A 26,216-nucleotide genomic window follows, 5' to 3' on the forward strand; every position below is an offset into this window, starting at 1 on the left:
GACCTAATGTCGGGGATACCGATGACGACCTCCACGCACCAGCGTCCTGGTCGGTCGGAGCGCGACCCGCTCGGGCCTGATCCGGACCGCCCGCCTCCCGCAGGCGTCCACTCCTTGTGGCGCCTGCGCTCCTACCTCCGCCCGCACCGGCGCGCCCTCGCGGTGATGCTGTCCACGGCGCTGCTCGGCATCGTCGTGGCGATCGCGATCCCGCTGGTGATCAAGGCCCTCATCGACGGGCCGATCACCGACGGCGAGCTCGACCCGGTCCTGCCGCTCGGCCTGGCGGTGCTCGCGCTGGGCGTGCTCGAGGCCTTTCTCACCTGGTGGCGGCGCTGGGTGCAGTCCAACGCGGTGCTCAACGTCGAGACGGCCATGCGCGGCGACCTCTACGCCCACCTGCAGGCGCTGCCGATGAGCTTCCACAGCAGGTGGCAGTCGGGCCAGCTGCTCTCGCGCGCGACCACCGACCTGTCGGCGATCCGCCGGTTCTTCGGCTTCGGCATGCTCTTCCTGCTGATCAACATCCTCCAGGTCATGGCCGTGACCGGGGTGCTCCTGGCGATGTACTGGCCGCTCGGTCTGGTGGTCGCCTGCACGGCCGCGCCGATCGTGTGGCTCTCGATGCGCTTCGAGAAGGAGTACGTCCTCGTCTCCCGGCGCGTGCAGGACGAGCAGGGCGACCTGGCGACGCGGGCCGAGGAGGCCGCGGTCGCGATCCGCGTGATCAAGTCCTTCGGCCGCAGCAGCTACATCAGCGAGCAGTACGAGACGGCAGCCCGCCAGCTGCACGCCACCTCCATGGAGAAGGTGCGGCTCTCGGCGCGGTTCTGGACCTTCCTGGAGGTCATCCCCAACTGCGCGGTGGTGCTGGTGCTGCTGCTCGGCGCGATCGGGGTGGGCAAGGGCGCGCTCACGCCGGGTGAGCTGGTCGCCTTCATCACGCTGATGCTGTCCCTGGTGTGGCCGGTGGCGTCGCTCGGCGTGATCCTCGCAATGGCCCAGGAGGCGATGACCTCGGCGGCCCGCATCCTGGAGATCTTCGACACCGAGTCCGACGTCGTGGGTGGTGACCGGATCGTCGTGCAGCCGCGGGGCCACCTGCGCTTCGAGCACGTCGACTTCGCCTTCCCCGACGCGCCCGACGAGCCGGTGCTGCGCGACGTCAACCTCGACGTCCGCCCGGGGGAGACCGTCGCCGTCGTGGGCGCCACCGGGTCCGGCAAGACCGCGCTCACGGCCCTGGTGCCCCGTCTCTACGACGTGACGGCCGGTGCCGTGACGATCGACGGCATCGACGTGCGCGACCTCGACCTGGTGCACCTGCGTCAGCTGGTCGCGACCGCGTTCGAGGACCCGACCCTGTTCTCGATGAGCGCGCGGGAGAACCTGACGCTGGGCCGCGCCGACGCCTCCGACGAGGACGTCGAGGAGGCCCTCGACGTCGCCCAGGCCGGCTTCGCCCGCGACCTGCCGTGGGGCCTCGACACCCGCATCGGCGAGCAGGGCATGGCGCTCTCCGGCGGCCAGCGCCAGCGGCTGGCCCTGGCCCGCGCGGTGCTCGCCCGGCCCGCCGTGCTCGTGCTCGACGACACCCTGTCCGCCCTCGACGTGCACACCGAGGCGCTCGTCGAGGAGGCCCTGCGCCGGGTGCTGGCCGACACCACGGGCGTGATCGTGGCCCACCGCGCGTCGACGGTGCTGCTGGCCGACAAGGTCGCCCTGCTGCAGGACGGCACGATCACCCACGTCGGCGACCACCGCGACCTGCTGGCGACGGTGCCGGCCTACCGTGAGCTGCTCGCGGCCGATCCGTCCCTCGAGGAGGCCGTGCGATGAGCACCACGTGGCGCGGCATCGCCAAGGTCGACGAGGACGAGGCCAACGAGCGGATCGAGCGGCGGTTCGAGGGCGGCTCGGCCACCCTCCTCAAGGAGCTGCTCCAGCCCTACAAGTGGGCGATCTGGGCGCTGGTGGCGATCGTGCTCGTCGAGAACGCCGCGCGTCTCTCGATCCCCTACCTCGTCAAGGAGGGCATCGACAAGGGCATCCCGCCGATCGCGGCCCACAACGACCTGCAGCCCCTGCTCGTCATCGTCGGCATCGTGCTCGGCGCGACCATCACCCAGGCGGTCGCGCGCAACCTGTTCCTGGTGCGCTCCGGCAAGGTCGGCCAGGACGTGCTCTTCGAGGTACGACGCCGGGTGTTCCGCCACTTCCAGGCCCTGAGCCCGGCCTTCCACGACGAGTACACCTCCGGCCGTGTCATCTCCCGCCAGACCTCCGACGTGGACGCCATCTACGAGATGCTCGAGACCGGGTTCGACGGCCTGGTGACGGCGGCGCTCACCCTGGTCGGCACGGCAGGCCTGCTGCTCTTCCTCGACGTGAAGCTCGGCCTGGTGGCGCTGTGCTGCGGGCCGTTCCTGTGGTGGCTCACCAATTGGTTCCGGAAGTCGTCGGCCAAGAGCTACCAGGTGACCCGCGAGAAGGTCGCGCTCGTCATCGTCCACTTCGTGGAGTCGATGGGCGGCATCCGGGCGGTCCAGGCCTTCCGTCGGGAGCCGCGCAACCAGGAGATCTTCGACGACGTCAACGACCAGTACCGCCGCGCCAACCTGGTCGCGTTCCGGCTGGTCGCGTGGTTCATGCCCGGGATCCGGCTGATCGGCAACGTCACGATCGCCGTGGTCCTGCTCTACGGCGGCTACCTCGCCTTCCACGGCGAGGTCACGGTCGGTGTGCTGGCCGCGTTCCTGCTCTACCTGCGTCAGTTCTTCGAGCCGATGATGGAGATCTCGCAGTTCTACAACACCTTCCAGTCGGCGTCGGCGGCGCTCGACAAGCTCGCGGGCGTGCTGCGCGAGCAGCCGAGCGTCCCGGAGCCGGCCGACCCGACGCCGCTGGTCGCGGCGCGCGGCGAGGTGCACTTCGACGGCGTCGACTTCGCCTACGTCGACGACCGGCTCGTCCTCGACGACCTCGACCTGCTCGTGCCCGCGGGGCAGACGCTCGCGGTGGTCGGCACGACCGGCGCCGGCAAGACGACGGTCGCCAAGCTCGCGACCCGCTTCTACGACCCGACCAAGGGCGAGGTGCGGCTCGACGGGGTCGACCTGCGCGACCTGACCTCCGACGCCCTGCGCCGCGCGGTCGTGATGGTGACGCAGGAGAACTACCTCTTCTCCGGCAGCATCGCCGACAACATCCGGTTCGGTCGGCCGGGCGCGTCGATGGCCGACGTCGAGGCGGCGACGCGGGCGCTCGGCGCCCACGACTTCATCGCTGCGCTGCCCGAGGGCTACGAGACCCAGGTCGCCAACCAGGGCGGACGGTTGAGCGCGGGCCAGCGCCAGCTCGTCGCGTTCGCGCGGGCCTTCCTGGCCGACCCCGCGGTGCTCATCCTCGACGAGGCGACGTCGTCGCTCGACGTACCGTCCGAGCGGCTCGTCCAGCAGGCACTGCGCACCGTGCTCGCCGGCCGCACGGCCGTGATCATCGCCCACCGGCTCTCGACGGTCGAGATCGCCGACCGGGTGATCGTCATGGAGCACGGCCGGATCGTCGAGGACGGCGCTCCGCAGGACCTGGTCGACGGGGGAGAGGGACACTTCTCCGACCTGCACCAGGCCTGGCTCGAGTCGCTCGCCTGAGGCCATAGAGTCGCTGCGTGACAGCGATCTCGGTGGTCGGACTCACCAAGCGCTACGGCGACCTGACAGCCGTCGACGCCGTCGACCTGTCGGTCGAGGAGGGCGAGTTTGTCGGGGTGCTCGGTCCCAACGGTGCGGGCAAGACCACGCTGCTGGAGATGGTCGAGGGCCTCCGCAAGCCGGATGCCGGCGAGGTGACGGTGCTGGGTGAGCGGGCCTGGCCACGCAACCCCCGGCTGCAGCCGCGGATCGGCGTCCAGCTGCAGGCGTCGGCCTTCTTCGAGCGGCTCACGGTCCGCGAGCAGATCGAGACCTTCGCCGCCCTCTACCGGGTGCCCGGCAGCGCCTCCGCCGCGTGGCTCGAGCAGGTGGGACTCGCCGACAAGGCGCGGACCCGGGTCGAGGACCTGTCGGGCGGCCAGGCGCAGCGCCTGTCGATCGCCTGCGCGCTCGTGCACGACCCGGAGGTGGTGTTCCTCGACGAGCCGACGGCCGCCCTCGACCCGCAGGCGCGTCGCAACCTCTGGGACCTGCTGCGCGGCATCAACGGCGACGGCCGCACGGTGGTGCTGACGACGCACCACATGGACGAGGCCGAGACGCTCTGCGACCGGGTGGCGATCATCGACCGCGGTCGGCTCCTGCAGTACGACGCCCCGGGAGCCCTCGTCGCGGAGCACGCCGCCACCGGCAACCTCGAGGACGTCTTCCTCGCGCTGACCGGACGGGAGTACCGCGCATGAGACGGCTCCTCCGCACTCCCTTCGGCGCCCTCTCGGTCGCCATCCTGCGTGGTTTCGTCCGCGACCGGTCCGCCCTCTTCTTCTCGATCGTCTTCCCGCTGATGTTCCTCGTGCTCTTCGGTGTGCTGCTCGCCAACCAGGACGAGTCCGAGATCCACCTGATCACGGTCGGCGACGTACCGCTGCTCGACGACCTGCCCGACGACGCGGCGCAGTCCTTCGCCGCGACGTTCGACGTCGAGGCGTACGACGACCGCGACGCCGCCCTCGAGGAGGTCGAGAAGGGCGACGCCGACGTGGTCCTCGAGCAGCGCGGCGACACCCTCGTGGCGCACTACACCCAGACCGACCAGGTGAAGGCGGCGATCACGCGGGGCACCCTGACCGCGCTGGTCGACGGCGCCAACGTGGCCGCCAGCGGCGAGCCCCCGCGGTTCGCCCTCGACGCCCAGCGGGTGGAGGACGACTCGCTGACCACCATCCAGTTCGTCACGCCGGGTCTCCTCGGCTGGGCGATCGCCATGAGCGCCTCCTTCGGCGCCGCTGCGACCCTCCAGGGCTGGCGGCAGACGAAGCTGCTGCGCCGCCTCCAGCTCGCGCCGGTCTCGACCGGCACGATCGTCGGTGCCCGCGTCGCCGTCACGCTCGCGATCGCCCTCGGCCAGACCGCGATCTTCCTCGGGCTCGGCGCTGCCGCGTTCGGGCTCACCCTGACCGGCTGGTGGTGGATGAGCATCCCACTCGTCCTGGTCGGCACGTTGTGCTTCATGGCCGTCGGCCTGCTCGCCGGAGCGGTCACGAAGACCGCGGAAGGTGCGGTCAACATGGCCAACTTCTTCGTGCTCCCCATGGCCTTCCTCAGCGGCTCGTTCTTCTCGCTCGACGGCTCGCCGGCCTGGCTACGGCGCATCGGCGACGTGCTGCCCCTGCGCCACCTCAACCAGGGCATGCTCGACGTCCTCGTGCGGGGGCAGGGGCCGGGTGCCGCGCTCGCTCCGCTCCTCGTGCTGGCCGGGTTCGCGGTCGTGGTGACGGCGATCGCGGCGAAGCTGTTCCGCTGGGACACCGCCTGAGCATCGGCCGGCACGGCCGTCGCGATAACGCGCCACGGGCTCGGGTCCAGCCCCTAGGCTGACGCGGGCACCGGAAGCGAGGAGACCGCGTTGTACGACATCACCGTCATCTTGTCCCAGCTGGCGTTGATCATCGTCGTCGCACGGCTGGCCGGGATGGTCGCCGGGCGGATCGGCATCCCGCCGGTCGTCGGCGAGATCTTCGCGGGCGTGCTGCTCGGTCCCAGCCTGCTCGGGCCGGCCATCAGCGACCACCTCTTCCCGCTCGACAGCCGACCGTTCCTGCAGCTCCTCGCCAGCATCGGCCTGGTGCTGTTCATGTTCGTCGTCGGTCTCGAGCTGGACGTGTCGCTGGTCAAGGGCCGGGGGAGGGTCGCGGGGTCGGTCTCGGTGGTCTCCATCCTGCTGCCCTTCAGCATGGGCATCCTGCTCGCGCACTTCCTCGACGACCTGCGTCCCGAGGGCAAGGACTTCCTGCCGTTCGCCCTGTTCATGGGCGCGGCCATGTCGATCACGGCCTTCCCGGTCCTCGCCCGCATCCTGACCGACCGCCGGATGCACCGCACCGAGACGGGGGGCATCGCGCTCGCGTGCGCCGCCGTCGACGACGTGCTGGCCTGGACGATCCTCGCGGTGGTCATCGGCATCGCCGGCGGGGAGGGCCACGGTCACGGCCCCGGCTGGGTGATCTACCTGGCCGTGCCCTTCGCGCTGTTCGCGATCTTCGTCGTGCGGCCCGCGCTGACGGTGCTCACGCGGATGTACCAGAGCAAGGGCGAGCTGACCCCGACGATCATGTCGATCGTGCTGGTGGGCCTGCTGCTCTTCTCGGCCGCGACCGAGTACCTCGGCGTCCACTACATCTTCGGCGCGTTCCTCTTCGGCGCGATCATCCCGCACGAGAACGCCGCCGCCCTGCGCCACGAGATCCTGATCCGCCTCGAGCAGCTCTCGGTCCTGCTGCTGCTCCCGGTCTTCTTCCTCGTCGCGGGCCTCGGCGTCAACATCCGCGGGCTGAGTGGGGAGAACCTCCTCCAGCTGCTGGCGATCCTCGCCGTGGCGATCATCGGCAAGTACGTCGGCGCCTACCTCGGCGCGCGCTCCGCCGGTGTGCCGCACTGGCAGGCCAACGCACTGGGCGTCCTGATGAACACCCGCGGCCTCACCGAGCTGGTGATCCTGAAGGTCGGCAAGGACCTCGGCCTGCTCGGGGAGGACCTCTTCACGATGATGGTCGTGATGGCTCTCGTCACCACGATCATGACGGGCCCGCTGCTGAACTTCGCCTACCCCAAGCGCCGGGTGGCGCGCGACATCGCCGAGGCCGAGCGCGCTGCGCTCGGGGCGGAAGCCGTCGACCGCATCCTGGTGGTGAGCCGGCCCGGGGCGGCCAACACGGTGCCGCTCGACCTCGCCGTGGCGATGCTCGCCGGCGCACGACCGGCCGAGATCGTCATCGCCGACATCCAGCCGCAGGGCCGGCCGCTCGAGGTCGGCAGCGGGCTGTCGGGCGAGCTGGCCGAGATGGCGGCCGCGATGGAGCGCCAGCAGGAGCTGGTGCGCTGGGGTGACCGGGCCGGGGTGCCGGTGCGGGTCATCGCGCACCCGAGCGCCGACGTCCAGGGAGACCTGGTCGAGCTGGTCCAGGTGCTGCTCCCGCAGGGCGTCGTCGTGTGGTCCGACGACCCGTCCTGCGACGCCGTCCTCGGCGTCGTCGACTGTCCGGCCGCGGTGCTCGCCGAGGGCACCGAGCCCTTCCCCGAGGGCGCTGCCGTCGCGGTGAGCTTCTCCGGTGACTCCGACGGTGAGTCGGCGGTCGTGCTCGCCGCGCGTCTGGCCGTCGCGCGTGGCGTCGCGCTGCAGCTGGCCGCCGACGCCAAGCGCGCAGGTGCGATCCGGGCGGCGCTCGAGGCTCGCGGCGTCCGCGTGACCGACCCGGCCACGCCCGACCCCGACACCGGTCTCACCCCGGCCGTCGTCGCCGTCGGAGCGCTCGCAGGACTCGGCAGCGGGGGGACCGTCGGCGTGAAGGCCGAGCCTGCCGCCGTACCCGTGGACTTCGCGTCCGTCGAGCTGGGTGCGACGGCCGACGCCTAGCTCAGGCCCCGCCGGCGTGGGTGTTGAACGCGAGCGTGCGGTGACCGATCCGGATCCGTGAGCCCTGCACCAGGATGTGCTCGGCGCCCGACGGGAGTCGTTGCCAGTCCGGCGTCTTGGGCACGTGGATGAAGGTGCCGTTGGTCGAGTTGTTGTCGATCAGCACGACGTCCCAGCCGCGCAGCTCCAGCCGTGCGTGGACGCGGGAGACCTGGTTGGACTGGTCGATGATCGGCAGCCCGCGGAACTCGCCGGACTGGACGCGCTCGTCGGCGCTCGGGTCGCGACCGAGTAGGTACGGCGTGTCGAGCTGGAAGACCGAGCCGTCGTCGAGCACCACCACGCCCAGCGGCGGACGGATGCCGTTCACCAGCACCGGCGTCTGCTGGACCATGTTGATGCCGCAGATCGCGCAGAAGAGCTGGCGCGGGTCGTTGAAGTGGCGGTTCTTGCAGTAGACGCCGCGCACCTCCTCGCGCGGCGCGCCGGGCGCGGCCTCGATCACGCTGGGGTCGTCGACGATCGGCAACGGCTCGAAGTCGTCGTCGTCGAGGTCGCCGATGAGCACCGACTGGAACTCGACGCGCTCGTCGGCCTGCGGCGGCGGCAACGGTCGCCCTGCCGGCGCGGCAGGAGCCGCGTGCGGGTGGGCGTGCGCGGCGTGGTCGTGGGGTGCCACGGGCTCCGGGGCGGCCGGGGGAGCGGGCGGCGCGGGCGGAGTCGCCGCCACGGGCGGAGCCGCGGGCGTCTCGGGCCAGACCGGGTCGACCGGCATCACCGGCGTGACGGGGGCGACCGCGGCGTCCTCGGCCGGCACGGGCACGAGGTCGTCGGCGGTGTCGTCCTTGAGCACCTCCTCCGACGGCACGCCCATGGTGCCGCCGAGCGGCGGTGCGACCATCATGCTGTCGCCGGCCGGGGCGCCGGCCGGGACGACGAGCGCACCGGCCTGGATGACCCCGCCGTCGAGGCGGTACGACGACGACGCATCGGCCGCGCTCGCGCCCGGCAGCGTGACGCTCACCTCGTCGACGGGCCACGGCACGAGCTTCTCGACCCACGCGAGGGAGTCGGCGCCGGAGATCCGCTGGTCGCCGACGGTCACCACGACGTCGCCGTCGACGAAGACCGCCAGTCCGGTGGAGTGGGGCGCGAGGGCGGCGAAGCCGGGCGACTGCTCGCCCGTCGACAGCATCAGGGCGTAGCCGCGGACGAGCTGGCGACCCTGGCCGCCGTTGGCCGCCACCATCTGCGCGTGGTCGACGTAGGGACGGACCACCTCGGGGTCCGTCGAGCCGACGAGGAGGACGACCGGTCCCACCCGGGCCAGCGTGCCCTCCCCGGATCCGGGGACGACCGTCGCTCGGGCCCAGTCCTCAGCTGACTGCTTCACGTCACACGATCCTTCCGCCGAAGAAGCGCCACTTCACGAGCGGCACCCGCATCGGCCCGTTGGTCCAGAGCCAGATCACGATCCAGATCACCGTGAAGTCGACGAAGAACGCCCAGAAGAAGCTGGACGGCAGGTCGTAGTCGTAAAACCCGTCCGGCATCCCCGGGACCAGGCCCAGCTCGAGGAGCAGCCAGACGAGCGCGCCCTCGTTGAGGATCGTGATGAGGCCGAACATCGTCGGCCAGTCCTTCTCCCAGCGGAACTGCTGGATCAGGTGGTAGAGCAGCTCCCAGAGGATGCCGAGCACCAGCACGGTCGCCAGGATGACGTAGGTGATCCGGTAGAACGTCCCGTCGAAGCCGGGCACTCCCGGCGCGCCGTCGGGCAGCACCGGCGTGATCAGGAAGGTGATGATCCCGCCGAACACGACGAGCATGAAGATCCGGGTCTGGAGGCGCCCGTTGAGGGTGGGCAGCATCAGATGACTCCTCGAGAGGTCGACGGGACGGTCACGGCTTGCTCCCGAAGAGCCACTTCCACCACTGGATCGTCGAGCGCACCGGCCCGATCCGCTTGCAGAACTTCCGCTTGTTGAGGTCGAGGTAGATCTCCTGGGCGGCGACCTGCAGTCCCAGGAAGGTGTCCACCCCGGGGAAGTAGCCGCCGAGGGTGGTCGCCCCGGACGCGTACATCGCGCCGTTGCCCGAGCGGGTGCCGATCAGCTCGAAGTTGCGGTCGACGTTGAGCCGGCCGCTGGGGTTGCGGCTCGCGCCTCCGTGCTCGAGGAGGTCCTTGAGCAGCCGGTGCTCGGCGATGTCGGCCTCGAGGCCGGTGCAGTCGATCACGAAGTCGACCTCGATCGGCACCACGCCCTGCGCGGTCCTGACGTGGTTGACGATCCGCTCACCGTTGGGCTGCATGTCATCGACGGTGCCGACGACACAGCGGTACCAGCCCTCGCGGCGGCCCTGGTTCATCTGCTTCTGCCACAGCTTGCGCCAGGGGGTGTTGGTGCCGCCCATGCGCTTGTAGAGCTCGGCGCGCTGCTCGCCCTCGAGCCCGCGCACCTGCTTCTTCAGCTGACCGCCCCACACCGACTTCGGATAGTTGAAGCCTTGGTATGCCCAGCCGTTCTCGCCGCGACGACGCATGAAGATGCGGGTCTTCCCGCCGCCGGGGCGCGGGTCCTCGTCGTTGCCGTAGCCGTCGTTGGGGCCGTGGTAGTAGGTGCGGAACAGGTGCACGATGTTGGTCTGCGCCCCGCGCAGCAGGCGGTCGTCCATCAGCCGCTGCAGCACGCGGGCGGCGACGATGCCACCACCGCGCACCATGACGGTGCTGGGCTGCTGCATGAGCCGCTCGTAGACGTGCTCGTGGGACTCGTAGGCGTTGACGATGTGGCGGTAGTCGTTGTGCTCGGTGCGGTAGCGCTGCAGCTCGGGCAGGAACTTCAGGCCCGGGTAGCCGACGGCGAGGTGCACGTACTGCGAGCGGAACGCCACCCGCTTGGTGGCCGACGCGCCCTCCGGCGGCGTCAGGATCGTGAAGTAGCCGCCGCCGTACCGGCGTCGCACGATGCGGACCAGGCCCTTGACCAGCATCTCGTCGTAGCCGATGCGGTTCTTCTCGCGCTCCATGCCCTCGAAGGCCGCGCCGGCCTTGGGGGTGTAGTAGTCGGAGAAGATCGGCTCGGTGAACAGGCCCCACAGCACCTTGAGGTCGAAGTGGCGGATGCCTTCGGCCAGGCCGTACGACGGGAATCCCCAGATGTTGTCCGGGCGCGACGCCGAGTCGGAGCGGAGCCGCTCGGTGCGGGGGATCTGGGAGACGCGGGTGAGGTACTCGTAGGTCTGCCACGGGTGGTCGAGGGTGCCGAGGACGCGCATCTGCGAGGTCGGCACGCCCGCGATCCGCAGGTAGTCCACGGTGACGAAGCTGCCGATGCCCGAGCCCACGGTCACGAAGGGCACGTCCACGATCGGGATGCCCGCGGCCGCCACCAGCTCGTCGGTCCAGAAGTCGGTGGCGAGCATCTGCTCGGTGAGGTCGCCCACCGGCATGGGCTGGGCGGGCAGGTACGTGCTGGGGTCGGTGGTCGGCACCACCGACGCTGCAGTGGGCTCGATCAACGCGCCTCCTTGTTCGGGGGGAGTTCCGCCTCGGTGCGTCCGGAACGCTACACCGGCTACCCGCTGACGCGCGGTCGAATCCTGAAGCGTCCTGGCGGTTTTGGTGAGCCGGATCCGTGGCACATGACATGCTGAGGACCGGCAGGGCGCCAGAGTGGTGAGGGCACCCGCGACAGCAACGGAGGCGCGCGTGCAGGGCATCGCGGACTATGAGTTCATCAGGCCGCTGGGGGAGTCGAACTACGGCACCAACTACTTGGCCAACGCGCCTGCCCGCCTCGGGATCGCGGCGAGCGAGGTGGTCGTCAAGGTCATCGCGGGACCCACGTCCGACGACGCCTTCCGCCGCGCCACGCGGGAGCTGAAGCACTTCAGCGTCGCCGACTCCGACCGCCTCGTCGCGGTCTACGACGCCGGCCGCCACGGCGGCGCGTTCTACTACGCGATGGAGTACCTGCCCCTCGGCTCGCTGGAGCAGCCGAACACGACCCTCGACAAGGGGCGGGCCGTCGCCGCCGTACGCGACGCGGCGCTCGCCGCCCACGCGCTGCACGAGCGGGGCATCGCCCATCGCGACATCAAGCCGGCCAACATCCTCATCGCCGAGGACGGCGGGCGGCTCTCCGACCTCGGTCTCTCGCAGCTGCTCTCGCCGGGCATGGTGATGACCGGCCTGGGCCAGATCGGCCTCGAGTTCACCGACCCGGCGATCATGCTCGGCGCCGCCGCGTCGCGGGCCAGCGACATCTGGTCCTTGGGGGCGTGCCTCCACTTCGCGCTGACCGGACGAGGGGTGTACGGCGACCTGCGCAGCACCGAGCCGCTCCTGCTCGTGCGCTCGATCCTGGCCTCGCAGCCGAGCCTGGCGCCCGACCTGCCGCCGGCCGCCGCCGAGCTCATCGGCGCCTGCCTGGCCACCGACGTGACCGCCCGTCCCCGGACGGCTGCGGAGGTCGCGGAGAAGGCCTCCGGGATCGCCGCCGCCCTCGGGGCAGGCGTCTGACGACAGTAGGGGTGCGGTGACGCACCACGGGCTGCCGCGACCGTAGGATTCGCGGGCCGGTCCGCGACGAGAACCACCGACGGGGAGATCCATGGAACTGCACGAGAGCCTGTACGCCCTGGGCCGGAGCCAGGGCCGGGAGCTGTTCAACGACGCCGACAGCTTCCGCGGTGCGCTCGACGACTACCTCGACGAGGACAGCGCCTCCACCGGCGACATCAACCTGCTCGTCGACGCGGTCCGGCTCGGCGCCTTCCAGGCGATGACGACGATGCTCGACAGCGGGGCCGACTCCGACCGCGCCGTCAGCGAGGCCGGCGCGCGGCTCGCGCGTGACCGCGGCAGCGCCGACGTCGGCGGTGCGATGTGGGCGCTCGCCGTGCTCGGCTACGCGATCGGGAAGGTCTCCGACCAGCAGGTACGGCGCTACCGCACCCAGCACGCGTCGGCCCCGACGCCCCCGCCCGCCGGACCCGCCACGATGCTGCCGCCCACGGGGCAGCCGCCTGCGGCCCAGCCCCCGATGAGCCCGCCGCCCGCGCCGCCAGGCTCGCCGGCCGCGCCGGTGCCGCCCGGCCCGGGTGGCTCGGCGCCCGCTCCGACCGCGGCTGTGTGGCCCAGCTCGGGCGGCGGCCCGGCAGGTCCGTCCTCGGCCGGGACGCCCGGCCCCGTCGGCGTGGGGTCCTACGGCGCCCCGCCGCCCTCGACCCAGTCGTTCAGCACCTACGGGCACGCCGCGCCGAAGAAGAAGCGCACCGGCGTGCTGATCGGCGCCATCGTCGGGGTGCTCGTGCTCGTGGCGGCCGTCGTCGTCGGTGGCATCTTCGCGCTCAACAGCGGCGGCGACGACGACAAGAAGACCGATGCGAAGAAGAGCGAGACGACCGACACCGGGACGCCCGGCCCCGACGTGAGCTTCGACGCCCTCAACGAGCGCTACCAGAGCCTCGCGACGATGGTCACCTCCGGCATGGACACCTGTGTCGCAGGCGCCGCGCAGTCCGGTCAGTCCGAGCGGATCGAGTGCACGTTCGGTCAGGGCACGATGGTGCTCACGACGTACACCACCGACGCCGAGCTCACCGCGGCCCGCCGCCGCCACCTCAACAACGCAGAGGGCACGATCGTCTCCGACCTCCAGTCCGGCGCCTACTACCGCTTCGACCCGAAGACCGCCGACTCGACGAGCACTGCCGCGCCGGTCATCTACTGGGACAGCGCCGCCGGCAAGCAGTCGGCCGAGATCACCGGCAACGCCTCGGTCTCCGCCGACCAGCTCGACGGCACCTTCAAGGCCGTCACCGCGACCGTGACCCCGCCCGACGGCATCAGCGCGCAGGACGTCAAGGACTTCAACGACACGTTCGGCATCATCAACTGCCAGCGCATCCCCACCGAGACCAGCGGGGAGTCCGAGGAGAGCGAGTGCCGCCGGTCGGGCCGCCGTACCTGGGTCGGCAAGTTCGACAAGGCCAACGACCTGCGTCGCTACCGCACCAACGCCAAGACGCTGACCAACCAGGACGGCCAGCTCGTCGTGGACTACTGGTACAACGACGACAACAGCAACGGCCAGCAGGACGACGACGAGCCCGAGCAGGGCAAGATCTACGGCTACGTCGAGGAACAGGACGGCGGCTCCAGCTACGGCGTCCTCTACATCGACGACCTCGACTGCCGCTGCTACCTGCAGATGTACGACAAGGGCCAGGGCGACCCGGAGAAGCTCTACAAGCTCATCTTCTAGCGAGCGCAGCGCGCCTCGCGGGCGAGGCGCTAAGGGCGGTCGAGGGTGTTGACCAGCTCGGGGAGGGGCGTCGGCTCCGTGGGGACCGGGCGGGTGACGGCTGCGGCGCCGAGGTCGGCGCGGACGACGATGGCCATGGTGGTGTCGTCGCCGCCGATCCGGGCCGGCTCCTCCAGCCACCCGGGCAGCTGGTCGCGCATCCAGTCGAGGCCGCGGGTGCGACCGAAGTCGACGAGCTGCTCGCCGGTCTGGCGCCACCAGCCCTCGGCGTCGACGCGGTTGGTGCCGAAGCCGTCGGTGCAGAGGAAGAGCAGGGCGATGTCGTCGACCCGCGCGTCGAGGACGGAGGTGCGCAGGGCGCTGAGCGGGTCGGGCTCGCAGAGTGAGCTGGTGTGGAGGCCGTCGAGCTGCGGGTCGTCGGCCACGGCGCGGAGGGCCTCGCCCTGGTCGGTGACGATCACCGAGTCGCCGTCGCCGATCTGCAACACGACGAGGAGGTCGCCGGAGACGGCGGCCGCCAGGATCGTGGTGCCGTAGGGCCGCAACGGGTCGCTGATCGCCGCGGCCTGGCGTTCGTCGGTCGCGTCGTAGGGGTTGGCCTCGATGTGGTGCTGCACCTTCGCCACCCAGCTGTCGACCAGCGCCGCGGCCGCGGAGGTGACCACGTCGCCGGCGGTCTCGGGGTCGTCGAGGTCGCCTAGCACGCGACGCAGCTCCTCGACGGCGCACACCGTGGCGAGCGCCGCGCCGGTGTCGCTGCGGAAGTGCGCCCTGTGGCCGTGCCCGTCGGCGACGGCGGCGATCGCCTGGGTGCCGTTGGTCCAGGTGTGGACGGAGTCCTGCAGCGGCAGGTGGTCGCGGAGGTGCACGGAGCCGATCTGGGAGGCGGAAAGGACCCGCCAGCCGGGCTGGTGCTGCTCGGTCGTCACCCGAGGGTGCTCCAGATCGGGTCGCCGATCGGGCTCGGCGGCACGGCGGACAGGCCTCCACCACCGACGACCGGACGCGACGCGACCTTGCTGGCGGCCTTGGAGGCCCAGACGATGTACTCGACCAGCTGCTCGGGGTTGTCCGCGCGCAGCAACGGCACGTCCTCGTCGCCGATGAAGCGGCGCAGGGAGTGCATGTCGGCGTCGCGACCGACGCCGAGCGCCAGCCGGACGGCGGTCGCGCCCCAGCGGTTGTTGAGCAGGGCCTGGAGCCCCTCGGCGAAGGTCGTCCCGCTGCTCTGCGTGGGACGACCGTCGGAGACCAGGATGATCGCCGGGGGATAGGCGCTGGAGCTCTCGTCGAGGTGGGAGAGGGCGTCGGTGAGGGTCAGCAGGGCGCTGCCGAGCTCGGTGAAGCCGCGCGGCACGGCCTCGAGCCGCTCCCAGTGGATGTCCTCCACGGACGTCGGCTCCTCGATCACCCAGCGCGGCTCGTTGGCGAAGGCGAGCACGCGGATCAACAGCTCGGCGTGCGGGTTGGCACGCGCCTCGTCGCGCAGGTGCGGGAGCACCTCGGAGATGGCGTTGTTGAGCGCCTGGATGCGTCCACCTCGCATCATCGAGCCGGACACGTCCAGCACGAAAATGAAGTGGAGGGGCTTGCGCGCGAGGGCGCCGCCCAAGCGGTCACTCATGGCCATCTCCTGTTACCGGGGTTTGGACGCCGCCGTCTCTGACCAGGCTATAGATTGTCACACACTGGCAACGGTTCCGGAGGCGGAACATCACGCACGGAGGTCGGCTACACCCATGGTGCTGGCAGAGGGCGTCGAGGTCGACCTCGGGCCACTGGGCCGGGCCCGGGTCACCTCCCTCCTGGGGCAGGGTGGCCAGGGCTACGTGTTCGAGGTGCGCCGTGACACCGGCGAGCCGCTCGCCCTGAAGTGGTACAAGCCGGAGAGCGCGACGACCGAGCAGTACCAGGAGATGCAGCAGCTGGTCGAGATCGGCTCGCCGCACACCCGCTTCCTGTGGCCGCTCAGCATGGCCCGCGTCCAGAGCCAGCCCAGCTTCGGCTACGTCATGCACCTGCGCGACGCGCGCTTCCTCGAGCTGAGCTTCCTGCTGCTCAACGCCGACCGCGACGGCAAGCCGCTCGACGTCTCGTTCTCCTCGATCATCGAGCTGTGCCGCCAGCTGAGCTACAGCTTCCTGCGCCTCCACGCCCGGGGGCTGTGCTACCGCGACATCTCCTTCGGCAACGTCTTCTTCGACCCGAGCAACGGAGACGTGCTGATCTGCGACAACGACAACGTCGGCATCGACAACGGCACGGGACGGGTCCTCGGGACGCCGTACTTCATGGCACCGGAGGTGGTGCGCGACACGACGTACCGGACGCTGCCCAACACCGACACCGACCGGCACTCGCTCGCGGTCCTGCTGTTCTACGCGCTCTTCCTGGGCCATCCCCTCGAGGGGAGGCGGACCGACGCCGGCGTCCGCGACGCGCACTGGCTGATGACGCACTTCGGCACCGACCCGCTCTTCTGCATGCACCCCACCGACGACTCCAACCGGCCGGCGGAGATCGTGCAGCAGTACTGGAACATCTACCCGCAGTTCCTCCGCGACCTGTTCGTCCAGGCGTTCGTCGACGGGATGGGCCGGCCAGGAGCGCGGGTCACCGAGGGCCAGTGGATCAAGGCGATGGACCGCCTGCGTGACGGCCTGCTCGCGTGCCCCAGCTGCGGGACCACGAACTTCTGGAGCAGCACCGACCCCGACCCGGTGTGCTGGCAGGACGGCACGCTGGTGCGGCCGCCGTACCTCCTCCAGGTCGGGCGCCGCACCGTCGCCGTCGGGCCGCAGGCGGCGATCCGCTCCGACCACCTCGCCTCGGGGGTCGACCACCCCGTCGTGCTCGGCGACCTGCGCCAGCACCCTCAGGAGCCCGCGCGGTGGGGGCTGCACAACGCCTCCGACTTCCCCTGGCCGGTCGCCTATCCCGGCGGCCAGTCCTTCACGCTCGACCCCGACCGCACCATCGAGCTCGTCGACGGCGCCCGGATCCAGATCCGCAACGCCACGGTGCAGGTACGTCAGCCCTCCACCCCGCCGCCGGGCGCACCGGCGTAGGCGACCTCGATGTCTCCACTGGTCGTCGAGGTGGACGGGCGTGTCCTCCGCCTCGAGGGGAAGTCCGTCATCCGGATCGGCCGCGCGATCGACGCGGAGATCGTGCTGACCGCGGGATCCGTCTCCCGGCAGCACGCCGAGCTGCGGCCGGTCGACGGCCGATGGGTGCTGGTCGACACCGGCAGCCAGTTCGGGACGTACGTCGACGGCGACCGCGTCTCCGAGCGCACGATCACCGGACGGACCCAGGTCCGCTGCGGGCCGCCGGCCGCGGGTGCCGACTTCGTCATCACGCCCGTCAACTCCGGCGCGACCGACACCGGGCCGGTCGCGCCGCCCCCGCCGGCCCCGTCGGAGTCGTTCGACACCCCGACGAAGCCGCCCGCGCCGGGCGAGCGACCGGTGGCGTCGCGGTTCGCGCCGCCCCCGCCGGCAGGCCCGTCCGGCACCGTCGTGGCGCGGCCCTCGGGCGCCGCGGTGCCGCCTCCGTCCGACCCCTCCGCATCGCCCGCACCGCCCGCACCGCCAGCCCCGTCGGGCTTCGACCAGACCCAGGTCCTCGCGGCCCAGCCCGGGCCGCCGGCCACGCCGGGCGCCCCGCCACCGGTCCGCACCGGTCCTGACCTGCTGATCGTCGCGGAGGGCCGCGAGCACCGCTTCCGCCACCCCGCGCAGATCACGATCGGGCGGCTGCCCGAGTGCACGGTCGTGCTTCGCGACCCTGCCGCCTCTCGCTCGCACGGCATCGTGTCCGCCCAGCCCGGCGGGTGGACCTACACCAACCAGTCCAACGAGGGCACCTACCTCAACGGCCGCCGGGTCGGGTCGAAGCAGTTCGCCGAACGTCTGGAGGTCAGGCTCGGGCACCCTGTCGCGGGACCCGAGGTGGTGCTCGTCCCGATCCTGTCGGCCGCGGAGGAGGAGAAGCGGATCGCCCGCCGTCGCCTTGCTCGCGGCCTGCTCGTCGCCGGCACCGCGCTCGGTGCGCTGCTGCTCATCGTCGGCATCGTCGCCGTCGCTGTGCTCCTGGGGCGGGACGAGGCCGACCACTCGGCATCGAACGACCCGGGCAGCTCGACGATCAGCGAGGAGGCGCTGGACGCCGCCAAGGCCGCCACGGTGAAGATCGTCGGCGAGTCCCACGAGATCTCCAGCGGCCAGGAGGTCACCTACGCCGGGTCGGGCTCGATCATCCGCTCCGACGGGCTGATCCTCACCAACGCGCACGTGGCGGCACCCGAGGCACCGGGGGTGGTCGAGCAGTACGGCTCCGACGCCGCGATCGCCAACCCCGAGTACCTGCTGATCTCCGTCACCGACGGCCTGACCGACACCACGTCACCGGCGGAGTACCGCGCGCGGCTGGTCGCCGCCGACGGGCACCTGGACGTGGCGGTGATCCAGATCTACGCCAAGGCGGACGGCTCGGACCTCGACGGCCCGGTGTCGCTCCCGACGGTGCCGATCGGCTCTTCGGAGGACGTCCGCGCGGGGGACGACGTCACCGTCCTCGGCTTCCCCGCGGTGGCCGGTTCGGGCGACTCGATCACCGTGACCACCGGCGCGATCTCGACCGTGCTGAGCGACCCCGAGCTCGGCCCCCACTCGGAGTTCGACACCGACGCGCGCATCGCGCCCGGCAACTCCGGCGGCATGGCCGTCGACAACGAAGGCCGGCTCATCGGGTTGCCCACCGCCCTGGAGTTCGACCCGAGCGGGACGCCGGTGACCAGTGGACGGATCCGGGCCATCGACCCCGTCAAGCCGATCATCGACCAGGCCGAGCAAGAGGTCGGCTGAGCCGGTCGAGCAGGTTAGGGCAGGATGTCCTTCGTGCTGGTCCTGCGCGAGGTGCCCCGCAAGGGGGTGCGCCTGTCCGCCGGACTGGCCGCCGCGGAGACCACCGCCGCGCTGGCGATCGCGCACGGCGCTGCCGGTGGGGAGCTGCCGTCGGCAGCCGCGCTGGGCGTGATCGTCGCGACGTCGTACGGCGCCGGCCTGCTCGTGCTGCGCCGGCACACCCCGATGCGGGTCGCCCTGCCCGCGCTCGTCGGGCTCCAGCTGGTGCTGCACGCCTGGCTGGTGGCGTTGTCCGGCGGCACGGGGCACGTCCACGACGGTGGATCGGAGGCGTTGCTCGGCCTCAGCTGGCCGATGCTCGCCGCGCACGCGGCCGCGGGCGTCGCCGCCGCGCTCGCGTGGGCGCTGCGCCGCCGGGTCGTCGAGGTCGTCCTCGGCTGGGCCGGCGCGGTCGCGCCGGCGGTCCCGCTCCGGGCGCGGACCACCCCCTCCTCGGTCGTACGACGGCCTGCGAGCCGTCCGGCCACGGCGCACCCCACACGTGGCCCGCCGCAGGGGCTGGGCGCGGCCGCCTGACCGTTCCTCGAGGGGACCGGCGGGTCGGCTGCGCCGTCCTGCCCTTCGACCCTCCTCACGACAGGAACACCGAACATGCACATCCGACGATCCGTCGTGCCCGCGGCCGCGGCCGCCGGCGCGCTCGCTCTGGTCGCCGCTCCCGCGTCGGCCCACGTCACGATCTCGCCCGACACGACGGCGGCCGGTGCCTACGCCGTGCTCACCGTCAGCGTGCCGCACGGCTGCGACGGCTCCGCGACGACCCGCATCGCGGTCAAGATGCCCGAGGAGATCAACTCCGTCACGCCCACCCGCAACCCGTACTGGGACGTGGCGAAGAAGATGGTGACCCTCGACCAGCCGGTCACCGACGCCCACGGCAACGAGCTCACCGAGCGCGTCGACCAGGTCGTCTACACGGCCCGGAAGCCCCTGCCCGACGGGCAGCGCGACATCTTCGAGCTCTCGCTGCAGCTGCCGGAGGAGGAGGGCACGACGCTGGCCTTCCCCGTCGTCCAGACCTGCCAGGAGGGTGAGACGGGCTGGACCGAGCAGGCCGCCGACGGCCAGGACCCCGAGGAGCTCGAGCACCCCGCGCCGCTGGTGACGATCACGGCGGCCGATGCCGCCGAGGTCAACGCTGACCCCGGGAGTGACGACGACGACGGCGACGACGGCGGGGACGGCAACGGTCTCGCCCTCGCCGGCCTCGGCACGGGCATCCTGGGCATCGTGGTCGGCGGTCTCGCGCTGGCCCGGACCCGGAAGGGCTGAGCCCTGCGATGAGCAACGTGAGGCGTGCGCTCGCGGCGGTGATCCTCGCCGGGACCCTGCTGGTCCTGGCGACGGCGCCGGCGTCGGCGCACGCCTCGCTGGTCTCCACCGACCCGGCCGACGGCCAGGTCCTGCAACAGGCGCCCGAGGAGGTGACCCTGACCTTCGACGAGCCGGTCAGGGTCGTCGACGACGGGGTGGAGGTCTACGACGCGACGGGGGAGCCGCTCGGCGTCGACGCCGCCGCCCGCGACGAGGCCGTCACCGCGGACCTGCCCTCCGACCTCGCCGACGGGAGCTACGTCGTGGTGTGGCGGGTGATCTCCGACGACGGCCACCCGGTCGCGGGCTCGCTCACCTTCCACATCGGGGCGCCGAGCCCGTCGGTCCGACCACCGCACGAGCCGTCCGTCACCGACGACGCCACGATGCGCTCCGTCGTCGGCTCCGTGCAGGCGCTGTCCTACGTGAGCCTGCTGGTCGCCGGCGGCCTCACGATCTTCCTGTCCTGGACGGCGCGTGGCGTCCGCCTCCGCGAGGAGGTACGGCGGCGGCTGCTCCGCACGCTGCGCGCGGCGGCGCTCGTGGCGGTCGCGGTGGCCGCGGTCGGCGTACCGCTGTCGGGTGCGTACCAGCGCGGGGCCGGTCTCGGCGGCCTCCTCGATGCGGCCTCGGTCGACCCGGACCTCGTGCGCCACGACCTCACCGTGCTGCTCCTGCAGGCCGTGGGTCTCGGCCTGGCCGCGGCCCTGTCCGGCCGCGCCACCCCATCGCTGGCCGGCGACATCGGAGCCGGCCTGGCGGTGTGGTCGCCGGCCCTCGTCGGGCACACCCGGGCCTACCGGCCGGAGTCGTTGCTGGTCCTCACCGACGCCCTGCACCTCTCGGCCGGCGCGGTCTGGCTCGGTGGCCTCGTCGGCCTGGCCCTCGCGCTGCCGTCGCTCGCGAGTCGCGAGCGTGAGGGCGCGCTGCTGCTGAGCAGGTTCTCGACCGTCGCCGCGGGTCTGCTCGCCGTGCTGGTCGGGGCGGGCACCCTGATGGCCTGGCGGATCCTCGGCTCGTGGGGCGCGCTCGTCGACACCACCTACGGCCGGCTGCTCCTGGTGAAGATCGGCCTGGCGCTCGTGGTCGTGGCGATCGCGGGGTGGAACCGGTTCGTGCTGCTGCCCCGCGTCGACGACGGCACGCACCAGGCGAGGCGGCGGACGACCCAGCGGGTGCGGACGACGGTGCTGGCCGAGGCGGTCCTCCTGGTGGGGGTGCTCGCGGTGACCGGATTCCTCGTGGAGCAGCCACCCCGGGCCGAGGGCTCCACCGCAGCTCCCGCCTCGTCGGGGCGCGTCGCTCGGGCCGCGGTCGACGACCTGCAGGTGCTGGCCGTGCTCGACGACACCGACGCGCGCCGGCGCGGGCTGACCGTCCAGGTGCAGGACGCGTTCGGCGAGCCCGTCGACCTGCGCGGGCGGCCGGTGGTCTCGGTGAGCAACGGCGACGTCGATCTCGGCGCGGTGCCGGTGGAGCCGACCGCCGCCGGCACGTACCGCGCCGTGATCACCTTCCCGGCGCCGGGGGACTGGACGGTGCAGGTGAGCCTGAAGGTCGACGAGTTCGACAACCCGGTGACGTCGCTCCAGGTCAGCGTGGACTGACGGTCGCACGCGCCGGCACGGTGTGGACCACGCCGTCGACCCGCACCTGCACGAAGAACCGGTAGTCACCGGGCTTCTCGAAGGTGGTGTGGAAGGTCAGCACCGTGCCGTCGTCGCTCGGCTCCGGCTCCCCATAGGGGTGCACGTGCACGAAGTCCTGCTCGGCAGGCTCCGCCGCGATGCGGAAGCCGGAGACGTGGGCGGTGGCGCCCAGGTAGCTGCCGAGCTGCACCGGCTCGCCGTCGAGGGTGCTGACGACGAAGCGCAACCGGCCCTGGTCGCCGACGGACCCGGTGCCGTCGGGCCGCACCCGCACGACACCGTCGTCGCCCTCCTCGGCGGGTGGCACCGGGGCCGGACGCCACCGGCCGGGCACGACTCCGTCCGCACGGAGCACGATCGAGCCCGGCTCGCCCGTGGGCACGAAGTCGGCGACCACCCGGTAGTCGCCGGGCTCGCCGATGTCCACCGGTGCTGACCACGTGCCGCGGTGGAGCGTCGGGTGGAGGTGCCGGTAGACCGCCAGGTCCGTGCGTACGACGTAGAGGTGCATCCGCTTCGTCTGCTGGACCTCGTAGCCGGTGAGCGACTTCCCGTAGATGTCGGCGACGCGGAAGGAGAGCCGGCCGGGGCCGTCGGTCGCGGTCGGGAGGCGGAGGTCGACGATGCGGTAGGTCCCGGTGCCGTGCGTGTGCGGGGTCCCGGCCGTCGGCGGGTTGAGGACGAGTCGCTCCGGCTCGTCGCCCGGCGCCTCGCCGCCGCCGCAGGCAGCGAGGAGCGCGAGGAGCGCGAGCGACGCCAACGCTGCCGGCCCGGAGGCGCGGGCTCTCACGGCGCCGCCGACAGGAACAGGAAGGCCGCGAAGAGGATCAGGTGCACCCCGCCGGCCAGCGGCTTCGCCCGACCCGGCACGACCGTGAGCACGGCGACCAGCACCGAGAGGACGAGGAGCACGAGCTGGAGCGGGTCGATGCCGAGGGCGAGCGGACCGTCGAGCCAGATCGAGGCCACCGCGATCGACGGGATCGTGAGGCCGATCGAGGCCATCGCCGATCCGTAGGCGAGGTTGAAGCTGGTCTGCGCGTCGTCGCGCAGGGCGGCGCGGACCGCCGCGATCGACTCCGGGAGCAGCACGAGGAGCGCGATGACGACGCCGACGACGGCCGCCGGCAGCCCGAGGGAGTGCACGGCCGACTCGATGGCGTGCGACTCGACCTTGGCGAGTCCGACCACCCCGACCAGGGCGACCGCGAGCAGCCCGAGGCTGATCAGCGCCTCGCGTCCGGTCGGCGGGTCGGCGTGGCCGTCGCCGTCGGCGTCGACGGGCCCGCGTTGCCCGTCGCGTGCGACCGGCAGGAAGAAGTCGCGGTGGCGGACGGTCTGGGTGACGACGAACATCGCGTAGAGGGAGAGGGAGGCGATCGCCGCGAAGGCGAGCTGCGAGCCGGTGAAGACCGGCCCGTCGGCGCTGGTGGTGAAGCCGGGCACGACGAGCGTCAGTCCCGCGAGCGCCACGACCGTCGCCAGCGCGGATCCGGTGCCCTCGGGGTTGAAGACCGCGAGGTGGTGGCGCAGCGCGCCGACGACGATCGCCAGGCCGGCGATCCCGTTCACGGTGATCATCACCGCTGCGAAGACCGTGTCGCGCGCAAGGGTCGACGTGTCGCCCTTGCCGCCGACCATCAGGGTCACGATCAGGCCGACCTCGATGATCGTCACCGCGACGGCGAGGAGCAGGGAGCCGAACGGCTCGCCGACCCGGTGGGCGACGACCTCGGCGTGGTGGACGGCGGCGAGCACCGCGGCGACGATCGCGACGCCGACGACGACGTTGCCGAGGGTACCGGGGTGGGTGCCCCACGTGACCGCCAGCACCGCCGCCGCGATGGGCGGGCTCACGAGCGCCCAGGAGAAGCGGCCCGCGGTCGTCGTACTCATGTCGCGGCCGAGTGTAGGAGGTACCTCGACAAGCCCTCCGGACGAGACCACCATGGAGCGATGGACGCAGCACAGATGCACCGCCGCACCGTGGACTGGTGGACGTCGCGGCTCGCCGCGGTCGGCGACGAGCAGTGGGGCCTGCCGACGCCGTGCACCGACTGGGACGTCCGCGCGCTGGTGAACCACGTCGCGGGCGAGGACCTCTGGACCGTGCCCCTCCTCGAGGGCAGCACGATCGAGGAGGTCGGCGACCGCTTCGACGGCGACCTCCTCGGCGACTCGCCGGTGGCCGCGGCGCAGGCGGCGGCGAGCGCCGCGGTGACCGCGGTCGGCGACCTGATGGAGCAGTGTCCCGCCGTGCACCTGTCCTACGGCGACGAGCGGCCCGAGGAGTACGTGTGGCAGCTGGCGGCCGACCACCTGGTCCACGGCTGGGACCTGGCAGCGGCCGTCGGCGCCGGCACCGAGCTCCCCGCCGACCTCGTCGTCGCGCTCGACGAGTGGTTCACGCCCCACGAGGAGCTCTACCGCGGCGCGGGGATCATCGGCGATCGCGGCGCGCTCACCGGTGACGCGCAGCACGACCTGCTCGCGCGGTTCGGCCGCGAATCGGGCTGGACGCCCCCCGGCTCGTAGGATCGGCCCCTATGGCTGAGTCGCTCTTCCCCCTCCTCGAGCCGCACCTGCTGTCGGTCTCCAAGCCGATCCAGTACGTCGGCGGCGAGCTCAACTCCGTGAACAAGGAGTGGGGCTCCGTGGACGTCCGCTGGGCGTTGATGTACCCGGACGCGTACGAGGTGGGCCTCCCCAACCAGGGCGTGCAGATCCTCTACGAGGTGCTCAACGAGCGGCCCTGGATCCTGGCCGAGCGCACCTACGCGGTGTGGCCGGACATGGAGGCCGTGATGCGCGAGCACGGGATCCCCCAGTTCACCGTCGACGCCCATCGTCCCGTCGGCGCGTTCGACGTCTTCGGCGTCAGCTTCTCCACCGAGCTCGGCTACACGAACCTGCTCAACGCCCTCGACCTGGCCGGCATCCCGCTGCACGCGGTCGACCGCGGTGACGACGACCCGGTCGTGCTCGCCGGCGGCCACGCCGCGTTCAACCCCGAGCCGATCGCCGACTTCGTCGACGCCGCGGTGCTCGGGGACGGCGAGGAGGTCGTGCTCGCGATCTCCGAGGTCGTGCGTGAGTGGAAGCAGGAGGGCCGGACGGGCGGCCGGGACGAGCTGCTCCGCAGGCTCGCCGTCAGCGGCAACGTCTACGTGCCGAAGTTCTACGACGTCAGCTACGACGCGGACGGCCACATCTCCGCCGTGCTCCCCAACCGGCCGTGGGCGCCGGACCGGGTGCGCAAGCACACCCTGATGGACCTCGACGCCTGGCCCTACCCGGCCAACCCGCTGGTGCCCCTGGCCGAGACGGTGCACGAGCGGTTCTCCGTGGAGATCTTCCGCGGCTGCACGCGCGGCTGCCGGTTCTGCCAGGCCGGCATGATCACCCGTCCCGTGCGCGAGCGCTCGATCGAGACGATCGGCGCGATGGTCGACAACGGCGTGCGCAAGACCGGTTTCGAGGAGGTCGGCCTGCTCTCGCTGAGCTCGGCCGACCACACCGAGATCGGCGAGGTGGCCAAGGGGCTGGCCGACCGCTACGACGGCTCCAACGTGTCGCTGTCGCTGCCCTCGACCCGCGTCGACGCGTTCAACATCACGCTGGCCAACGAGTTCTCCCGCAACGGCCGCCGCTCCGGCCTGACCTTCGCCCCCGAGGGCGGCAGCGAGCGGATGCGCAAGGTCATCAACAAGATGGTCACCGAGGACGACCTGATCCGGACCGTCGCGACGGCCTACTCCCACGGCTGGCGCCAGGTGAAGCTCTACTTCATGTGCGGCCTGCCGACGGAGACCGACGAGGACGTGCTGCAGATCGCGGAGCTCGCGAAGAAGGTGATCGCCAAGGGTCGTGAGGTCTCAGGGCGCAACGACATCCGCTGCACCGTGTCGATCGGCGGCTTCGTGCCGAAGCCGCACACGCCGTTCCAGTGGGCCGCCCAGCTCGACCACGAGACCACGGACGAGCGGCTCCGCCAGCTGCGCGAGGTGGTGCGCACCGACAAGCGCTACGGGCGCGCGATCGGCTTCCGCTACCACGACGGCAAGCCCGGCATCGTCGAAGGGCTGCTGTCCCGCGGAGACCGCCGGGTCGGCCGGATCATCGAGACCGTATGGCGCGAGGGCGGTCGTTTCGACGGCTGGAGCGAGCACTTCTCCTACGACCGCTGGATCGGCGCTGCGGAGACCGCACTGGAGGGCACGGGGGTCGACCTCGACTGGTACACCACCCGCGACCGTGAGTACGACGAGATCCTGCCCTGGGACCACCTCGACTCCGGACTCGACAAGGACTGGCTGTGGTCGGACTGGGAGGACGCTCTCGCCGTCGCCTCCGGCGAGGCGGACGTCGAGGTCGAGGACTGCCGCTGGACGCCCTGCTACGACTGCGGCGTGTGCCCCGAGATGGGCACCGAGATCCAGATCGGCCCGACCGGTCGGCAGCTGCTCCCGCTCTCGGTGGTCTGACCT

The 26,216-nt window shown here is 71.8% G+C and carries 21 protein-coding genes; 14 read left to right on the forward strand and 7 right to left on the reverse strand.

Features of this window, described 5'->3' with window-relative positions:
• The first annotated feature begins 21 nt into the window (after positions 1 to 21).
• The 5 genes from ACAX67_RS07900 to ACAX67_RS07920 all read left to right on the forward strand — a co-directional run bounded on the left by ACAX67_RS07900 (position 22) and on the right by ACAX67_RS07920 (position 7,566).
• A complete protein-coding gene (locus ACAX67_RS07900; RefSeq protein ID WP_370703260.1) occupies positions 22 to 1,839 on the forward strand; it encodes an ABC transporter ATP-binding protein in 1,818 nt (605 codons plus the stop codon).
• A complete protein-coding gene (locus tag ACAX67_RS07905; protein ID WP_370703261.1) occupies positions 1,836 to 3,653 on the forward strand; it encodes an ABC transporter ATP-binding protein in 1,818 nt (605 codons plus the stop codon). The genes ACAX67_RS07900 and ACAX67_RS07905 overlap by 4 nt, the downstream gene beginning before the upstream one ends.
• Positions 3,654 to 3,670: 17 nt before the next feature.
• The gene (locus ACAX67_RS07910) at positions 3,671 to 4,396 is read left to right on the forward strand and encodes an ABC transporter ATP-binding protein (RefSeq protein ID WP_370703262.1); all 726 of its coding nucleotides are present in this window, start codon (positions 3,671 to 3,673) and stop codon (positions 4,394 to 4,396) included.
• On the forward strand, positions 4,393 to 5,469 hold the full coding sequence (locus tag ACAX67_RS07915) for an ABC transporter permease (RefSeq protein ID WP_370703263.1): 1,077 nt from the start codon (positions 4,393 to 4,395) through the stop codon (positions 5,467 to 5,469). Before ACAX67_RS07910 ends, ACAX67_RS07915 begins: the two co-directional genes overlap by 4 nt.
• A gap of 90 nt (positions 5,470 to 5,559) precedes the next feature.
• Positions 5,560 to 7,566 carry a cation:proton antiporter gene (locus ACAX67_RS07920; RefSeq protein WP_370703264.1) on the forward strand — a complete coding sequence of 669 codons (2,007 nt, stop codon included), beginning with the start codon at positions 5,560 to 5,562 and terminating at the stop codon, positions 7,564 to 7,566.
• A 1-nt stretch (position 7,567) separates the two neighbouring features.
• On the opposite strand, the gene ACAX67_RS07925 is transcribed toward ACAX67_RS07920, so the two are convergent.
• From ACAX67_RS07925 to ACAX67_RS07935, 3 genes are read right to left on the reverse strand one after another with little or no spacing between them, the layout of a single operon-like run.
• Positions 7,568 to 8,959, reverse strand: coding sequence for an FHA domain-containing protein (locus ACAX67_RS07925; protein WP_370703265.1), 1,392 nt, complete (start codon positions 8,957 to 8,959; stop codon positions 7,568 to 7,570).
• A gap of 1 nt (position 8,960) precedes the next feature.
• On the reverse strand, positions 8,961 to 9,437 hold the full coding sequence (locus ACAX67_RS07930; protein ID WP_370703266.1) for a hypothetical protein: 477 nt from the start codon (positions 9,435 to 9,437) through the stop codon (positions 8,961 to 8,963).
• A gap of 31 nt (positions 9,438 to 9,468) precedes the next feature.
• Positions 9,469 to 11,088, reverse strand: coding sequence for an FAD/NAD(P)-binding protein (locus ACAX67_RS07935; protein WP_370703267.1), 1,620 nt, complete (start codon positions 11,086 to 11,088; stop codon positions 9,469 to 9,471).
• 190 nt (positions 11,089 to 11,278) lie between these two features.
• Here ACAX67_RS07935 and ACAX67_RS07940 point away from each other — a divergent pair, with 190 nt between their 5' ends.
• Both ACAX67_RS07940 and ACAX67_RS07945 read left to right on the forward strand, forming a co-directional pair.
• Complete coding sequence (locus ACAX67_RS07940) at positions 11,279 to 12,091, forward strand: protein kinase domain-containing protein (RefSeq protein ID WP_370703268.1); 813 nt, start codon at positions 11,279 to 11,281, stop codon at positions 12,089 to 12,091.
• A 91-nt stretch (positions 12,092 to 12,182) separates the two neighbouring features.
• Complete coding sequence (locus tag ACAX67_RS07945) at positions 12,183 to 13,838, forward strand: hypothetical protein (protein ID WP_370703269.1); 1,656 nt, start codon at positions 12,183 to 12,185, stop codon at positions 13,836 to 13,838.
• Between the two features lie 29 nt (positions 13,839 to 13,867).
• Here the strand turns inward: ACAX67_RS07945 and ACAX67_RS07950 are convergent, their stop codons facing one another.
• Together ACAX67_RS07950 and ACAX67_RS07955 are read right to left on the reverse strand one after the other, a co-directional pair.
• Complete coding sequence (locus ACAX67_RS07950; protein ID WP_370703270.1) at positions 13,868 to 14,767, reverse strand: protein phosphatase 2C domain-containing protein; 900 nt, start codon at positions 14,765 to 14,767, stop codon at positions 13,868 to 13,870.
• On the reverse strand, positions 14,764 to 15,462 hold the full coding sequence (locus ACAX67_RS07955; protein ID WP_370703271.1) for a vWA domain-containing protein: 699 nt from the start codon (positions 15,460 to 15,462) through the stop codon (positions 14,764 to 14,766). Before ACAX67_RS07955 ends, ACAX67_RS07950 begins: the two co-directional genes overlap by 4 nt.
• Before the next feature lie 115 nt (positions 15,463 to 15,577).
• On the opposite strand from ACAX67_RS07955, the gene ACAX67_RS07960 reads away from it, so the two are divergent.
• From ACAX67_RS07960 to ACAX67_RS07980, 5 genes are all read left to right on the forward strand, one after another.
• The gene (locus ACAX67_RS07960; protein ID WP_370703272.1) at positions 15,578 to 16,906 is read left to right on the forward strand and encodes a protein kinase domain-containing protein; all 1,329 of its coding nucleotides are present in this window, start codon (positions 15,578 to 15,580) and stop codon (positions 16,904 to 16,906) included.
• Positions 16,907 to 16,915: 9 nt separating this feature from the next.
• Positions 16,916 to 18,706 carry an FHA domain-containing protein gene (locus tag ACAX67_RS07965; RefSeq protein WP_370703273.1) on the forward strand — a complete coding sequence of 597 codons (1,791 nt, stop codon included), beginning with the start codon at positions 16,916 to 16,918 and terminating at the stop codon, positions 18,704 to 18,706.
• A gap of 24 nt (positions 18,707 to 18,730) precedes the next feature.
• Positions 18,731 to 19,282 (forward strand): hypothetical protein, encoded by a 552-nt coding sequence (locus ACAX67_RS07970; protein WP_370703274.1) that lies wholly within the window; start codon positions 18,731 to 18,733, stop codon positions 19,280 to 19,282.
• A gap of 75 nt (positions 19,283 to 19,357) precedes the next feature.
• A complete protein-coding gene (locus ACAX67_RS07975) occupies positions 19,358 to 20,038 on the forward strand; it encodes a YcnI family copper-binding membrane protein (RefSeq protein WP_370703275.1) in 681 nt (226 codons plus the stop codon).
• Positions 20,039 to 20,046: 8 nt separating this feature from the next.
• A complete protein-coding gene (locus ACAX67_RS07980) occupies positions 20,047 to 21,687 on the forward strand; it encodes a copper resistance CopC/CopD family protein (RefSeq protein WP_370703276.1) in 1,641 nt (546 codons plus the stop codon).
• Here ACAX67_RS07980 and ACAX67_RS07985 read toward each other — a convergent pair.
• Both ACAX67_RS07985 and ACAX67_RS07990 read right to left on the reverse strand, forming a co-directional pair.
• The gene (locus ACAX67_RS07985; protein ID WP_370703277.1) at positions 21,674 to 22,519 is read right to left on the reverse strand and encodes a DUF8832 domain-containing protein; all 846 of its coding nucleotides are present in this window, start codon (positions 22,517 to 22,519) and stop codon (positions 21,674 to 21,676) included. The two genes, ACAX67_RS07980 and ACAX67_RS07985, sit on opposite strands and share 14 nt — an antisense overlap.
• On the reverse strand, positions 22,516 to 23,625 hold the full coding sequence (locus tag ACAX67_RS07990) for a calcium:cation antiporter (protein ID WP_370703278.1): 1,110 nt from the start codon (positions 23,623 to 23,625) through the stop codon (positions 22,516 to 22,518). The genes ACAX67_RS07985 and ACAX67_RS07990 overlap by 4 nt, the downstream gene beginning before the upstream one ends.
• Before the next feature lie 60 nt (positions 23,626 to 23,685).
• Between ACAX67_RS07990 and ACAX67_RS07995 the strand changes: the two genes are divergently transcribed.
• Positions 23,686 to 24,264 carry a TIGR03086 family metal-binding protein gene (locus ACAX67_RS07995; RefSeq protein ID WP_370703279.1) on the forward strand — a complete coding sequence of 193 codons (579 nt, stop codon included), beginning with the start codon at positions 23,686 to 23,688 and terminating at the stop codon, positions 24,262 to 24,264.
• 11 nt (positions 24,265 to 24,275) lie between these two features.
• Complete coding sequence (locus tag ACAX67_RS08000) at positions 24,276 to 26,213, forward strand: TIGR03960 family B12-binding radical SAM protein (RefSeq protein WP_370703280.1); 1,938 nt, start codon at positions 24,276 to 24,278, stop codon at positions 26,211 to 26,213.
• Positions 26,214 to 26,216: the final 3 nt, after the last annotated feature.

The sequence above is a fragment of the Nocardioides candidus genome (assembly GCF_041321175.1).
In the GTDB taxonomy this organism is placed as follows: domain Bacteria; phylum Actinomycetota; class Actinomycetes; order Propionibacteriales; family Nocardioidaceae; genus Nocardioides.

What these genes read in the sequence shown, in the direction of transcription:
- ACAX67_RS07900 (WP_370703260.1), top strand. Translation starts at nt 22, where the DNA reads ATGACGACCTCCACGCACCAGCGTCCTGGTCGGTCGGAGCGCGACCCG.
- ACAX67_RS07905 (WP_370703261.1), top strand. Translation starts at nt 1,836, where the DNA reads ATGAGCACCACGTGGCGCGGCATCGCCAAGGTCGACGAGGACGAGGCC.
- ACAX67_RS07915 (WP_370703263.1), top strand. Translation starts at nt 4,393, where the DNA reads ATGAGACGGCTCCTCCGCACTCCCTTCGGCGCCCTCTCGGTCGCCATC.
- ACAX67_RS07930 (WP_370703266.1), bottom strand. Translation starts at nt 9,437, where the DNA reads ATGCTGCCCACCCTCAACGGGCGCCTCCAGACCCGGATCTTCATGCTC.
- ACAX67_RS07945 (WP_370703269.1), top strand. Translation starts at nt 12,183, where the DNA reads ATGGAACTGCACGAGAGCCTGTACGCCCTGGGCCGGAGCCAGGGCCGG.
- ACAX67_RS07955 (WP_370703271.1), bottom strand. Translation starts at nt 15,462, where the DNA reads ATGAGTGACCGCTTGGGCGGCGCCCTCGCGCGCAAGCCCCTCCACTTC.
- ACAX67_RS07960 (WP_370703272.1), top strand. Translation starts at nt 15,578, where the DNA reads ATGGTGCTGGCAGAGGGCGTCGAGGTCGACCTCGGGCCACTGGGCCGG.
- ACAX67_RS07965 (WP_370703273.1), top strand. Translation starts at nt 16,916, where the DNA reads ATGTCTCCACTGGTCGTCGAGGTGGACGGGCGTGTCCTCCGCCTCGAG.
- ACAX67_RS07970 (WP_370703274.1), top strand. Translation starts at nt 18,731, where the DNA reads ATGTCCTTCGTGCTGGTCCTGCGCGAGGTGCCCCGCAAGGGGGTGCGC.
- ACAX67_RS07975 (WP_370703275.1), top strand. Translation starts at nt 19,358, where the DNA reads ATGCACATCCGACGATCCGTCGTGCCCGCGGCCGCGGCCGCCGGCGCG.
- ACAX67_RS07980 (WP_370703276.1), top strand. Translation starts at nt 20,047, where the DNA reads ATGAGCAACGTGAGGCGTGCGCTCGCGGCGGTGATCCTCGCCGGGACC.
- ACAX67_RS07990 (WP_370703278.1), bottom strand. Translation starts at nt 23,625, where the DNA reads ATGAGTACGACGACCGCGGGCCGCTTCTCCTGGGCGCTCGTGAGCCCG.
- ACAX67_RS07995 (WP_370703279.1), top strand. Translation starts at nt 23,686, where the DNA reads ATGGACGCAGCACAGATGCACCGCCGCACCGTGGACTGGTGGACGTCG.
- ACAX67_RS08000 (WP_370703280.1), top strand. Translation starts at nt 24,276, where the DNA reads ATGGCTGAGTCGCTCTTCCCCCTCCTCGAGCCGCACCTGCTGTCGGTC.